This window comes from Chitinivibrionia bacterium (assembly GCA_009779925.1).
Lineage (GTDB): Bacteria > Fibrobacterota > Chitinivibrionia > Chitinivibrionales > Chitinivibrionaceae > WRFX01.
This window is the reverse complement of record WRAZ01000029.1, coordinates 1-14,196: the sequence shown is the minus strand read 5'-3', so window position 1 is coordinate 14,196 and position 14,196 is coordinate 1. Positions and strand designations below refer to the sequence as shown.

The 14,196-nt window shown below is 42.5% G+C and carries 12 protein-coding genes; 7 read left to right on the top strand and 5 right to left on the bottom strand.

Translation table 11 applies throughout. The features are described from left to right. Positions 1 to 34: 34 nt before the first annotated feature. The 4 genes from FWE23_08265 to FWE23_08250 form a co-directional block, all read right to left on the bottom strand. Positions 35 to 2,581, bottom strand: a complete 2,547-nt coding sequence (locus FWE23_08265; GenBank protein MCL2845428.1) for a glycogen/starch/alpha-glucan phosphorylase — start codon at positions 2,579 to 2,581, stop codon at positions 35 to 37. A gap of 195 nt (positions 2,582 to 2,776) precedes the next feature. Further along, positions 2,777 to 4,033 (bottom strand): hypothetical protein, encoded by a 1,257-nt coding sequence (locus FWE23_08260; GenBank protein MCL2845427.1) that lies wholly within the window; start codon positions 4,031 to 4,033, stop codon positions 2,777 to 2,779. Between the two features lie 277 nt (positions 4,034 to 4,310). Then, entirely contained in the window at positions 4,311 to 4,706 is a 396-nt protein-coding gene (locus tag FWE23_08255; GenBank protein ID MCL2845426.1) for a PIN domain nuclease, read from the bottom strand. After that, positions 4,703 to 4,861 (bottom strand): hypothetical protein, encoded by a 159-nt coding sequence (locus tag FWE23_08250; GenBank protein ID MCL2845425.1) that lies wholly within the window; start codon positions 4,859 to 4,861, stop codon positions 4,703 to 4,705. The genes FWE23_08255 and FWE23_08250 overlap by 4 nt, the downstream gene beginning before the upstream one ends. Positions 4,862 to 5,005: 144 nt before the next feature. On the opposite strand from FWE23_08250, the gene FWE23_08245 reads away from it, so the two are divergent. Genes FWE23_08245 through FWE23_08230 form a run of 4 tightly spaced genes read left to right on the top strand, consistent with a single transcriptional unit; the run spans position 5,006 to position 9,372 of the window. After that, positions 5,006 to 5,782, top strand: coding sequence for an ABC transporter ATP-binding protein (locus FWE23_08245; protein ID MCL2845424.1), 777 nt, complete (start codon positions 5,006 to 5,008; stop codon positions 5,780 to 5,782). Next, positions 5,773 to 6,558 (top strand): ABC transporter permease subunit, encoded by a 786-nt coding sequence (locus FWE23_08240; protein MCL2845423.1) that lies wholly within the window; start codon positions 5,773 to 5,775, stop codon positions 6,556 to 6,558. The genes FWE23_08245 and FWE23_08240 overlap by 10 nt, the downstream gene beginning before the upstream one ends. Then, entirely contained in the window at positions 6,555 to 7,373 is an 819-nt protein-coding gene (locus FWE23_08235; protein ID MCL2845422.1) for a hypothetical protein, read from the top strand. Before FWE23_08240 ends, FWE23_08235 begins: the two co-directional genes overlap by 4 nt. Position 7,374: 1 nt before the next feature. After that, entirely contained in the window at positions 7,375 to 9,372 is a 1,998-nt protein-coding gene (locus FWE23_08230; protein ID MCL2845421.1) for a DUF4954 family protein, read from the top strand. A gap of 66 nt (positions 9,373 to 9,438) precedes the next feature. Here FWE23_08230 and FWE23_08225 read toward each other — a convergent pair whose 3' ends face one another. Next, positions 9,439 to 9,987 (bottom strand): HDIG domain-containing protein, encoded by a 549-nt coding sequence (locus FWE23_08225; GenBank protein MCL2845420.1) that lies wholly within the window; start codon positions 9,985 to 9,987, stop codon positions 9,439 to 9,441. 135 nt (positions 9,988 to 10,122) lie between these two features. Here FWE23_08225 and FWE23_08220 point away from each other — a divergent pair, with 135 nt between their 5' ends. The 3 genes from FWE23_08220 to alaS form a co-directional block, all read left to right on the top strand. Then, complete coding sequence (locus tag FWE23_08220) at positions 10,123 to 10,947, top strand: KilA-N domain-containing protein (GenBank protein ID MCL2845419.1); 825 nt, start codon at positions 10,123 to 10,125, stop codon at positions 10,945 to 10,947. Between the two features lie 88 nt (positions 10,948 to 11,035). Continuing rightward, complete coding sequence (locus FWE23_08215) at positions 11,036 to 12,241, top strand: hypothetical protein (protein ID MCL2845418.1); 1,206 nt, start codon at positions 11,036 to 11,038, stop codon at positions 12,239 to 12,241. A gap of 108 nt (positions 12,242 to 12,349) precedes the next feature. Beyond that, positions 12,350 to 14,196: alanine--tRNA ligase (alaS, locus tag FWE23_08210; protein MCL2845417.1), on the top strand; the 1,847-nt coding region annotated here is incomplete at its 3' end.

The window sequence follows — 14,196 nt, the reverse complement described above, 5'->3', positions numbered from 1 at the left end:
CGGACAACCTTTTTTTATTTTTCGCCTGCAAAAATTAAATCTTAACTTTTACGGGTTTCAAGTTCCAAATATCGTTTGCGTATTCTGCGATAGTTCTGTCCGACGAGAATTTACCCATACGCGCTACGTTGAGAATAGAACGTTTCGCCCACTCTTTCGGATTGTCGCGGTACAAATCCGATACTTCTTTTTGCGCGCGGATATAATCGTCGAAGTCCGCCAAAAGAAGATAACGGTCGTTGTAAAGCAAGTTGTCCAAAAGCGGGTTGAATATCCCCTCTTCGACTTGTGAGAAATATCCGCTTCTGATAAAGTCGATGGTTTTGCGGATTTTGTCGCTCTTTTCGTAGTAAGAATACGCGTTGTAGCCAGCGGCTTGAACATCGTGAACTTCGTTTGTGCGAAGTCCGAAGATAAACATATTTTCTTCGCCGATTTCTTCCGCCATTTCAACGTTCGCTCCGTCCATTGTACCGATTGTAAGCGCGCCGTTCATCGCAAATTTCATATTACCTGTTCCGCTCGCTTCCGTTCCTGCGGTAGAAATCTGTTCGCTCAAATCGGTTGCGGGGAAGAGATATTGCGCGATAGATACGCAGTAGTTCGGAACAAAATGAACTCTCAAAAGTCCTTTGGTTGCAGGGTCGTTGTTAATGACGTCCGCAATGTTGTTTATGAACTTAATAATGAGTTTCGCCATATAATAACCGGGCGCCGCTTTTCCGCCGAACATAATTGTGCGCGGCGTAAAATTTTTGGTGTTGCCCGATTTAATTTCGGAATACAGATAAACTGCGTGAAGCGCGCTCAAAAGCTGACGTTTGTATTCGTGAATTCTCTTGATTTGCACGTCGTAAAGCATATTTGTATCGAGTTTAATACCGTTGCGTTTTTCGAGTTGCTCCGCCAAACGTACTTTTGCCGCTTTTTTGTAGCCCATCCACTCTTTTTGGAATGCCGCGTCGTCTGCGAATTTTTCGAGTTTTTTAAGTTGCGACAAATCCTTAATCCAATCTTTACCTATTTTGGAAGAAATGAAATCCGCGAACGGACGGTTTGCCTGCAAAATCCAACGACGGGGAGTTACACCGTTCGTTTTGTTGTTGAATTTTTCGGGCATCATTTGATAGAAATCGTTCAAAAGTCCGTTTTTAAGGAGGTCTGAGTGAAGCGCCGCAACGCCGTTTACCGAGAAACTTGCAACAATAGCCAAATACGCCATTCTTACCATTTGCTCGTCGCCTTCTTCGATTATGCTCATTCTGCGGAGACGGTCGTTGTCGCCGGGGAATTTGAACGAAACTTCACGCAAGAAACGCGCGTTAATTTCGTAAACAATTTCGATGTGGCGGGGCAAAAGATGAGCGATAAGACCGACCGACCATTTTTCGAGCGCTTCTGGCATCAATGTGTGGTTTGTGTAAGCAAAAGTTTTGGTGATAATTTCCCAAGCCGCGTCCCATTCCATATTATATACGTCCAAAAACAGGCGCATAAGTTCAACAACCGCGATTGCAGGGTGGGTGTCGTTAAGCTGAATAACGTTTTTGTCCGCGAAATTTGCAAGCGTTTTGTTGCTTCTGAAATGACGGCGAATAATATCCTGAAGCGAAGCCGAGCTGAAGAAAAACTGCTGTTTTAAGCGCAATTCTTTTCCGCTGTGGTTGTTATCGTTCGGGTAAAGAACTTTCGATATTGTTTCGCTGTCCAATTTTTCGCGGCACGCTCCGACGTAATCGCCCGAGTTAAAGCTTCCGAAATGGAAATCGTCTTCCGCTTTACTTGCCCAGAGACGAAGCGTATTTACCGTGTTGTTTCTGTATCCCGGAACAGGAATGTCGTGGGCTACCGCCATTACGTCGTTCGTATCTACCCACTGTCTGCGAACTTTTCCGGTTTCGTCCGTATAGCTTTCCAGTCTTCCGTAAAAAGGCACTTTGTATTGATATTCGGGACGTTTGATTTCCCAAGGATTTCCGTTTGCAAGCCACTGTTCGGGAGTTTCGATTTGATAGCCGTTAAAAATTTTCTGCATAAAGATACCGAATTCGTAGCGAATTCCGTAGCCAACTGCGGGCAATTCCATAGTCGCCATAGAATCCAAGAAGCAAGCCGCCAAGCGACCCAAGCCGCCGTTTCCGAGCCCCGCGTCAATTTCTTGGCTTTCGATTTCTTCAAATGAAACGTCAAGTTCTTTGAGCGCGCCTTTGGTGTTTTCGGTAATTCCCAAGTTTGACACGTTGTTGCCCAAAAGGCGCCCCATCAAAAATTCAAGCGACAAATAATGCACTCTTTTTGCGTTGCTTTCCGTGTATGTTTTCTGTGTTTCAATCCATCTTTCGACAAGACGGTCGCGCATTGCAAGCGAAAGCCCGACAAATGCGTCCGACGACGTGAAATTCGGAGCGTCTTTAATCAGGTAATACTTGATTTTGTAGAGGAAGTCGTGTGCAAGACCCTCTATGTTCATATCGCGCAATTCGGGCTCAACATCCGTGCTGAGTTGCTTTTTTTCAACAGCCGCTTCCTTTTTCGGAGCGCTCTTCTTAACTTCTTTCGTTTCTTTTTTAGCTGTAGGCATTACAAAAAATCCCCTTTTTAAGGTTAAATTTGAATAAAAATCGCCACCAATATACTATTTGCCCACCTTGTAAAGCGGTATTTTGGGGTTTTTATAATATTATTATAACAAATAACTCAAAGAAAGATGTGAAACCTATAAAAACAGCGCTTTTTTAAGTCAAATCTTTGTTAATTGTCATTTGTTAAGATTCCGTTAACGTCGTACCGCTCCCGCTCCTCGCCGTATTGCCGCGCCGCCGAGATTTGCGATTTTATCGTGTAGCGCGCCTATTCCCATTTCTACGAGTTGCTCCCTTGTCAAAGAGCGCAACTTATTTATGTTGTCAATTCCGTATCTTTCAAATGTAAGAACATATTCGCCAAGTCCTCCTGCGATTAAAGTTCTTCTGAATACAGGATGTAAGGCGATTGGTTGTTGCAATGGTTGCATTCGCTGACTTGATTGTTGGTTTATTTGCTGGTTTTGAATTTCTTGCGGACGATTTTGTGTTTCCGCAAACGCTTCAATAATTCTTCTTCTGTCGCCTATCGGAACTCCCATTTCTCTAAAATCCTCGCTTGTTAAAGAGCGTATCACGTTCAAGTCGGTAATTCTGTGTTCTTCAAATACCGGAATGTATTCGTCTAACCCGACTTCGGTTAAAATTTCTTTGTATGTTCGCACTCTCGGTGTTGTGGCGCTTCGTTGTTGCAGTTGCGTTGCTTGTTGCTGTTGCGCTCCTTGTTGCTGTTGCATTGCTTGTTGCCTTTGCTGGTTTTCTGCTATTGCTTGTCGTTGTTGTTGCTGCTGTGCTCTTGCTCGTGCTATTGAGTCTCGTTCTATCTGTTGCTGTATTGTTTGCGGGGTTGTGATATTTGTTGCTTGCGCTTGATTTGCACTCCAACCAATTAAGCGAATGTTATCTGATAAAGCGACGATATTTGAAATTCTGCCGGAATTATGCCCAACAAATTGACCGGAAGTAGCGCTTCCGCTCCTTACACTTATATTTTTGCCTGTTTGGCAGTTTTTAATAATGCCGTAGTTTCGTCCTGCCAACCCGCCTATAGCATCTCTGCCTCTGACATTAACGTCGTCAATTTTTAGATTTTTTATTACTCCGTTTTCTCCGACAACACCAAATAACCCTTGGCTATTTCTATCGGATTGATTTATGAAAATTCCGCTAATAGTATTGTTTTGTCCATCAAAAGTACCTTGAAATTGTCTTGTGCTGGTTCCTATCGGTACCCACTGATTTCTTCTGTCGCCTTGAAGATTTATATTGCTGGTTAGAGTAATATATTGCCCTCTAAAATTTCGTTTCCCCTCATTAACCAAACTTGCCAACTCTCTAAATTGCCCTGCCGTTGTTATTGTAATATTACTCGCACTCCAATTAACCGACTGCGCCCAACCCCCGCAAGCGATAATCAACATCATCGCTAAAACCTTGATAACTTTGCCCATAAAGCAACCTCCTAAAATTAAAAATTAAGTTAAGACAAAACAGTAAAGGCTGTTCTGCCCATAATCGGTATTACCACATAGACGAATATGTTTATTGATTTCCATAAAAATACAAGACAACAGAACAGCCTTGACGAGCAACTTTGCTCGTATTTTTATGGAAATAACGAAATGCTGAAACAAAATTTCTACAATTTCGTCTATGTGGTATCGGGAAAATAATTTTTGTTTGCGATTGAGTGGGGAGTTTTATCTTTTTTCTGTGGAAATTGTAGGTTTATACACTATAAACACTCAATCCCAAGCAATTCTCCATTGGGTCAAAATCTCTGTCGTTATGAAGTAAGGTAATGCCGTTTTCTATACAAAATGTTCCGATAATGACGTCAATAGTTTTGCGAACTGTAATTCCCATTTTTCTTAAATTACGAAAATTTTCGGCGGCTTTAATAGCAATTTCTTTGCCTGCCATATCACAATACTCAAGATTGCTCAAAACGAAGTTCGCCGTTTCAAAATCGCTATCATTTTTGAAACCCTGCAATACTTCGGTAATTACCAAATCGCCAATTAAAACGTTGTTGTAAAATAATTCATTGTCGAGGGCGTCTGTGTGCGGTGTTATTTTTCCGTTAAAATAATCTATCCAAACGGAAGTGTCTGCAAAAATCATTGTTTGTCAATTCTCATTTCGTCGAGGTTTCCTGTCCATTGCAATTTGCCGCGATAATTTCTTATAATCGCTTGATTTCTGTCTGCCTGCAAAAGCTGTGATTGCTTGTTTTCTTTGAGAAAAAAGTCGTTTTTTCTTGTTTGCGTCAAAATCATAATTAATCCCCTTGCTTTTGTGCGGTTTATAATAATCAAAATAATATTTTTCCTAACAGATTGACAAGTTTTTTATAAAAATAGCGTTTTTTCTTTTCTTTAAAGCACTCCGCAATGTATTTTTGTTTCATTACGGAGGGTAAAATGGCGAAAAAATTGATAGAGCTTAAAAATGTCGGCAAAATATTTAACGAGGCGCTCGAAAAAAAGGCAAAAACCGCTGTTAGCGACCTGTCTTTTGAAGTTAACGAGGGCGCGATAACAGGATTTATAGGACCAAACGGCGCAGGAAAAACCACGTCGATAAAAATGATTTTGGGGCTCGTAAAACCGACAAAAGGCGAGGTCTCTTTAATGGGAATGCCCGCAAATAATCCCCTTGCCCGCGAAGAAGTGGCTTTTGTGTCGGAACAACCGTATTTTTACGAACATTTAACCGCATACGAAACGCTGAAGTTTATCTGTAATCTGAAACGCTTCTACAAAAAGGAAATCGACCGCGAAATCAGGCGTGTTTTGGATATTGTTGGAATGAGCCGCCACTCAAACGGACGGGTAAAATCGTTTTCAAAGGGAATGCAACAACGGCTTAATATGGCGCAGGCGCTTATCGCAAATCCCAAACTTATTATAATGGACGAGCCGATGAGCGGAATGGATCCTTTGGGCAGGCGACTTTTCAGAGAACTTTTCAAAGACCTTGCCGAACAGGGAACGACAATCTTTTTCTCCACTCACATTGTGGAAGACATAGAGGCGCTTTGCGATAATATTGTGGTTTTGTCGAAAGGAAAATTGCGGCTTTCGGGAACTGTGGAAGAAATCGTGAAAAACGCCGATAAAACAGGCGAAAAAGCGCCGACTTTGGAAGAGATTTTATACGCGAATTCCGAGGAAGGAGAAGGTGAAGAATGGATATAATTTTGACAATCGCAAGCAATACTTTTCGCGAGACAATTCGCAATAAAGTGCTTTACAATATACTGCTTTTTGTGGGCGTGCTGATAGTTTTGTCGGTGAGTTTCGGGGACTGGTCGGTTTTTGCGCGAGTGCAGGTTATGAACGATTTTGGGCTTGCGGCTATGAGTTTAAGCGGTTTGCTTTTGGCGGTTTTTATCGGCAGTTCTATTTTGGGCAAGGAAATCAGCGGCAAAACGATTTATTTGACAGCAACCAAGCCAATTAACCGCGCAAGCATAATCTGGGGGAAATTTTTAGGCGTATATTTAACGCTTTTTCTGAATTTTTTGATAATGTCGGCGGTATTTGCAGTTTCGCTTACGATTGCGGCTGAAGGAAGCGGCGAAATAAGCGGAAAATTCGGGCTGATACACGTAAAAGCGCTTACTCTGTTGCTTACCGAACTCGGCGTAATTTTGGCGTTTTCACTGCTTTTTTCTGTGATTTCGTCGCCGACCCTTGCGGCGATTTTTACCATAGGTTTTTATATAATCGGGCATTTTAATCACTTGGGCGGACTTACAAATTTAGGCGGCGACGCGTGGCTTTTGCCGTTTTTGCAAGCGTTTAATCTGATAATGCCAAACTTGGATTATTTTAACTTGCGAGCGGCGGTTGTGCTCGAAAATCCCGTTAGTATCGGCTATGTTTTTTCGGCGCTTGCCTACGGAATTTTATTTATGGCAATCGCTTTGACTTTGGCGGCGGCGGCATTCGAGAAAAAGGATTTGTCGTGAGCGGCGTAATGGAATGTAGGGGCGTATTGCATACGCCCAAAATCGCGAATGCCAAGCGTTCGGCAGGGCGTATGCAATACGCCCCTACGGGATATTGGGCAAAAAATGTTTTACCCCTACTGTTTATGCTTTTGGTTTTATGGCTTGGAACATTCTTCGCCTCAAAACCCCTAAAAGAAGAAAAATCGCAGGATTTTTGGCAGAGGGAGCGGATTACGGCGGTAATTTCTTCTCCGGACATAGTTCCGTTTTTGCTTGGTTTTGAAACGGTTTTTGCGCATTATTTATGGATAAGAACAGTCCTTTACACGGGCGAAGAAATATTCAGCGGCGGCGACGGAAAATGGCTCAGGGAAATGATTTTGGCGATAAATATGCTTCATCCGCAGTTTTATCCGCCTTACGAATTTGCGGCGGTTATGCTTCCGCAACTTACGGGAGATTGGGAAGGCGCGCGAATGATTTTGGAGAACGGAACGAGCCGAGTTCGCGGACGAAATCAGCGGCTTATGTATTTTTATTTGGGTTGGATTTATTATTCGCAATTTCAGGATTACACGCGCGCGGCGGCACTCTTTGCATACGCTTCGCAATTTCCGAACACGCCTCCTCATTGGGCGCGACTTTCGGCTACGGCGCTTGCTCAGGCGGGGAGGGCGGAGCAGGGAATAATGTTTCTGTTAGATATGTTTGAGGCTACCGACGACCCGCAAGTAAAAAGAGTATTACTCGAAAGAATAAAATCGCTTTACGAAGAAAACCAAGGCAATTTGCCCTTTGAACTTCCGCGCGAATTTTTAGAAAAGGAACTATAATATGGCATACAGAAAATTGACAAACGAAGAAATAAGCGCCCTCGAAAATCAGGGGTGTTTTTGTGATAATTGGCAAAATATCGAAGTGGTAAAGGATGGATTTAATCCTAAATTCTGCAAAAACGCACACTTTTCGGGAAATGTGAAAATCGGCGAAACAGGCGTAAAAATACAAATAGCAAGTATTGAAAAACACAGCGGAATTTTTGACGCGCACATTCACAACTGCATAATCGGCGACGGCGTTTATATCTCAAAAATCGGAACGCATATTGCAAACTACGAAATCGGCGAAGGCTCGATGATTGAAAATACCGATACGCTCGAAGTTCGCTCTACAAACTACTTCGGAAACGGAACGCGGGTTTCGCCTCTCAACGAAATGGGCGGGCGCAGTATCCCGATTTTTGCGGGAATGTCGGCTCAATTCGCGTATTTAATGGTATTTTACAGGCACAACAAAAAACTAATCGAGAAACTTGAAGACATCGCCGAAAACACCAAAAAAACTTTTGAAAGCAACATTGGGAAAATCGGTTGCCACGTAAAAATATCGAACGCGGGAACAATAACCGACTGCAACATAGGCGACTTTACGCAAATTCTGAATTCGTCGCGCCTCCACAACGGAAACATAGAAAGCAGCGAAAAAGCGCCCGTGCGAATGGGAACAGGCGTAATTGCCGACCATTTTTTAATTCACGAAGGCTCGTCTGTTATGGACAGAGCGACAATTTCGCGCTGTTTTGTCGGGGAAGGTTGCGATTTATCGCGCGGATTTTCGGCGGAAAACTCGCTCTTTTTCGCAAATTTTGTCGGTCATCACGGCGAAGCGACCGCGGTTTTTGCGGGACCTCATACCGTAACCCACCACAAATCGTCGCTCTTGATTTCGGGATATTTTTTGTTCACCAACACGGGCAGCGGCTCAAACCAAAGCAACAATTTGTATAAAATGGGACCTTTGCATCAGGGAATTTTTGAGCGCGGAACAAAAACCTCCTCCAATTCTTACGTTTTGTATCCTGCAAGAACAGGACCTTTTACGCTTGTTATGGGGCGGCACGTTGACCATTGCGACACAAAATATATGCCGTATTCTTACCTTATTGAGCAAATGAACAAAAGCATTTTGGTGGTTGGAACAAACATAAAAAAAATCGGAACAATCCGCGACGCAGACAAATGGAAAATCCGCGACAAGCGAAGAGGAAAAATGATAGACCTCGTAAACTACGACCTGCTTAATCCGTTTTCGGTATCGAGAATGTTGCGGGGAAGAGACATTTTATACGACCTGAAAGTTCGCAACGCCAAGGAATACATAACGGGTTTTGAGGAGCAGCTTTATCCTTATAATAACACGTATATTCCGCCTACCTCGCTGTCGAACGGAATTCGTAATTACACAATGGGCGCGGTAAAGTTTTTCGGAAATTTTTATGTGAAAAAACTGCGCAACGAACAAACCGAATGCGCCGAAGATTTACGGAAAATGTTTACGCCGCAAAATATAGGAACCGGCGATTGGCTCGACATTGCGGGTTGCTTAGTTCCTAAATGTTTTGTCGATGAACTTGTAAAAGACATCGAAAACGGCGTTGTAAATTCGGTCGATGAATTTAACAAAAAATTTTACGAAGCGCATAAAAAATATCCCGAACTTGCGTGGGATTGGTGTCTTTGCGAGATAGAAAAATACTATCAAAAACCAATGCGCGAAATGAGCAAAAACGAAATAGTCGCATTTTTGGACGAGTGGTATGCGGCGGTAGTTGAATTGGACGAGTGCTTCTTAAAAGACGCGCAAAAGGAATATTCCGCCTCAATGAAAATCGGCTTCGGAATTGACGGCGACATCGATACCGCAAGCGACGATTTCACAGAAGTCCGCGGCGAATTCTGCAAAAACGAGTTCGTGAAAAAAGTAAACGCGCACTTAGAAAGCAAACGAATACTATACGAAAATGCAAAGAAAATTGTTAAGGAGTATTTGTAGGGGCGTATTGCATACGCTCGATTTTGTCCGCATTTTCTATTTGGGCGTATGTAATACGCCCCTACATCAGCCAAACTTTTTGTGCCACTTCTTAAAAACTTCGTAAGACGCCTCGTCGTATTTTTTCACGGTTTTCTTCACCTCTTCCACCGTTTTTGGCGTTGTAAAATGTTTTGGGCTTTTGGAATAAAAAAGGTCGGCGTAAGCGACAATTTTTTCTTCGAGAGTGGTCGGCGCCATATCAATGGGCGGAAGCGGAAGGTTGTTCTCCAAAATGTATTTTGCCGTAAGTCCCACGCCGATGTGCGTTTCGGCGACAATCGCCTCGCGCATAAAACCGTGTTCTTCAAGAATATCTCTGCCTAAAATCCCGTGCTGAATATACGGCGCCTCCCCAAAACATTTTATATTCGGCGCGTGAGTTTTCAAAATTCCTATATCGTGCAAAAGCGCCGCCCGCTCAACAAAATCCACGTCTGCTTTTTTGTGCTCTTTAGCGATTTTCACCGCAAGCTTCGCAACGTGTTCCGAATGCGGAATTAAAAACTCCAAAACTCCTTCGTTGCCCTTGTAAACACTGTAAATTAAATCATAAATTTCCGCGTTTTTTTTCATTTTTTCCTCCCAATATTATAAAAATAATAAAATGTTGATTTTGAGTAGGTGAAATCTTCTTGTTTTATTGAATTTTCTGTAATATTCTCACTTTTTTAAGGGCAGATATTATTTTCACCGCAAAAAGGAGAGAAAATGCCGAAAAATGAAAAAATTAGTGTTCAGGGCACGGAAATAACGGTTGTTTCCGAAAAAATTGGCGATTACATTTCGCTGACTGATATGGCAAACCACAAAAGCGATTTAGAAGCGCGGATTGTTGTTGCAAACTGGATGAGTACGCGCTATACGGTTGATTTTTTAGCGGTTTGGGAGCAAGTGAACAATCCGAATTTTAACCGTATGGGTTTCCATACGGTTAGAAATGGGGAAGGACGACTTTTATTATCTCCAAAGCGTTGGGTAGAAATGACAAATGCAATTGGTATTTTCTCAAAAGCAGGGCGTTATGGCGGCGGAATTTTTGCACATAAAGATATTGCTTTTGAGTTTGGAACTTGGCTTTCACCCGAATTCAAATATTTTTTGATACGAGAGTTTGAACGCCTAAAAGAAGACGAAACCAAACGTCTGTCTCTTGAATGGAATTTACAGCGAACTTTAGCAAAAATAAACTATAAAATACACACTTCCGCCGTAAAAGAAAAACTTGTTCCCCAAGCGATTACAAAAGAACAAGCGAATTTCTTTTATGCCGACGAAGCGGACTTGCTGAACGTCGCCCTTTTCGGCAAAACCGCCAAAGAATGGCGCGAAGAAAATCCCGACTTAAAAGGAAATATGCGCGATTATGCAACACTGGAACAGTTGGTAGTTTTGTCGAATATGGAAAGCATAAATGCACTTCTTATTCGCCAAGAACTCTCGCAATCACAACGACTAATTCAGTTGAACGCAACTGCAATTACTCAAATGCAAGCGCTTACGAATAACAAGCAGATTAAGCTGTTGGGACAGTAATTTATCAGCGTTTTCTTTTTTGCCGGCGGTAATTGTGGGCGGATATTATTTTTCTATCAATTATTTGAACAAAAAAAGGAGTGTTTTTATGAGTATCAAAAAAATTATAATCTTAGCGGCAATATTTTCCGCAAGCGTGTGGGCGCAATCAATAAATTGGAACGCACTGCAAATATCAATATCAACCGAAGCGCAACTAAGAGAATTTGCTACTCAAGTAAATAACGGCAACGATTTCCGAAATCAAACAATTACGCTTGAAAATGACATTGAACTCGTTGGCGGAAATTGGGTGCCTATTGGAGGTTTTTTTTACGATTATTATAACGGCTTCAACGGAATTTTTAACGGAAACAACAAAATTATTAAAGGGCTAACTATAGACACCATTATTTCTGCTCAAACTATGTTTGCGTTTGGGTTATTTGGGTTTGTTGCAGAATATGGAATAATTAAAAATCTTGGAGTAGTAGATTTTAATATAACACTAAATGACGATGGAGACGAAGGCGAAGGTGGTGTAGGCGGAGTAGTGGGGATGACTGTCGGCAGGGTTGAAAATAGTTATGCTGTCGGAATTATTAAAATTATCGGTTATGTTTACGGTGATTTTGGAGGATTGGTTGGATTTTTGGGAAGAGGGACGGTAGTCAATAGTTATGCTGATGTAAATATAATAGGTTCTCATAGTGTCGGAGGATTAGTTGGCGGAAGCGAATACGGCGTAATTGAAAATAGTTATGCTGTTGGAAGCGTAACGGGTAATTATGGGGCAGGCAAATTAATTGGCTCGGGGTGGTTGGTTAATATCCTAAGTTCTTATGCGCTGGAAGGTGAGTATGAACTATTTCCTTCCAATAGCGAAGGCACAATCTGCGAAAACTCAAGATTGCTGACTGAAGCAGAACTACGTCAACAAAGCACTTTCATCGGCTGGGACTTCACTAACATTTGGCAAATCGATAGTGAAATAAACAACGGATTTCCGTTTTTGCGCGGCTTTGCGCCGCCGACGTCAATTTCTCGAAATTCCACAACAAGAAGAGCCGTAAACACAGCCTCTTTCGCGGGAATTCGCAACGGACAAATTCACCTAAACCTCACGGCGGGCAACTACACCGCGCAATTATATAACTTGCAAGGACGTTTGATTTCGAGTGTAAATATCACCGCGATAAACGGCGTGAATGCTATCGGTTTGAGAACGGATAATTTGGCGCGAGGCGTATTCGTTTTGAATGTTAAGCAAAACGGAACATCAATGTTGAGGCAAAGGATTAGCGTTAACAGATAAGAAATCCAGAAATTTAATTGTTTTTCGTAGGGGCGTATTGCATACGCCCTTTTTTGTATCGCCAAATAGTATTTTTACCCCGAAAAAACACGAAAAAAAGGAAAAGTTATGAAAAGCGCGAAAGAAATTCGTCAAAGTTTTATCGATTTTTTTGTAGAGCGCGGGCACACATTTGTCCGTTCCGCTCCTGTTGTTCCCAACGATGACCCGACATTGATGTTTACGAATGCGGGGATGAACCAGTTCAAAACCATATTTTTGGGCGAAAACCCGAAAAATCTGAAACGCGCGGCAAATTCGCAAAAATGTATGCGCGTTTCGGGAAAACACAACGATTTGGAAGAAGTCGGCGTTGATCACTACCACCACACGCTTTTTGAAATGCTCGGAAATTGGTCGTTCGGCGATTACTACAAAAAAGAGGCGATTTCTTGGGCGTGGGAACTTTTGACCGACGTCTGGAAACTTCCCAAAGACAAATTATACGCGACCATTTACAAAAACGACGACGAAGCGCAAACTATCTGGGAAGCTATGACCGACGTAAAAAAAGAACACATTTCAAGACACGGCGAAAAAGACAATTTTTGGGAAATGGGCGAAACGGGACCTTGCGGACCTTGCACCGAAATTCATATTGACTTAGGCGAAGGAATTTGCCCCAACGAATCCGACCCAAAACACAAATGCGAAGTAAACGGCGACAACTGCCACAGATACTTGGAATTATGGAATTTGGTTTTCATTCAATACGAACGCCAAAAAGACGGCTCGCTCAAAGAACTTCCCGCAAAACACGTTGATACAGGAATGGGTTTGGAGCGGGTTGTTCGCGTAATTCAGGGCTTAAAGTCAAACTACGACAGCGATTTGTTTTCGCCGATAATTCGCAAATTAGAAGAACTTTCGGGTAAAAAATACGTGTCAAGCGAAAAAACAGGCATTCCTTTCAGAGTAATCGCCGACCACATAAGAGCGCTGACTTTCGCAATAACCGACGGCGTTTTTCCGAGCAACGATGGTCGCGGCTATGTTTTGCGCCGCCTTTTAAGGAGAGCATACCGCTACGGTCGCCAACTTGATTTTTCCGCGCCTTTTATGCACAAATTAATTCCCGTCGTTGTAGAAATGATGGGCGAGGCGTATCCCGAAATCGGCGAGCGCGCAGAATTTGTAGCAAGCGTAATAAAATCCGAAGAAGAGCGTTTCGATTCAACCTTAGAAACAGGAATTGCAAAATTTAATTCGGCGTTGGAAGCGGCAAAAAAAGCAGGAAAAACCGAAATTGCAGGCGCAGACGTTTTTGCATTATACGACACTTACGGCTTCCCCGTGGACTTAACAAATTTGCTCGCGCAAGAAAACGGATTTAGCATCGATGAAGCAGGCTTCGCCAAAGAAATGGAACTGCAAAAAGAACGCGCAAGAGCCGCAAGAAGCGCCGCAGGAGACGAATTTAGCCCCGACGGTTGGGTGATTTTGAATGAAAATAATACTGCTGAATTTGTAGGATACGACCAATACAAAGTAGAAAAAGCAAAAGTAAATCGCTACAAAATTATAAACGAAAATAAAGCATTAGCGGTATTCGACAAAACGCCTTTCTACGCAGAAATGGGCGGACAAGTCGGTGATAGCGGGCTTATAGAATATAAGGAAAATCCCGGCTGGGATTGGAAAGCAGATATAGTAGATACTCTAACTTGGAACGGGATGTTTGTAAGTATTATGGAAAATCCAAGGTTATTTTCTGATATTCCTCAAGTAAAATACTCTTTTGCCGCAATTTTAGCTGATGGTGGTCATGGAAAAACGTATAAGTTAAAAGTTAACGAAGAAAAAAGACAAGAAATTCGCCGCGCACACTCGGCAACGCACTTGTTGCAGGCGGCATTAACGCAGGTTTTGGGCAGCCACGTTTCGCAGGCGGGAAGCAAAGTCGAAGACGGAAAAGT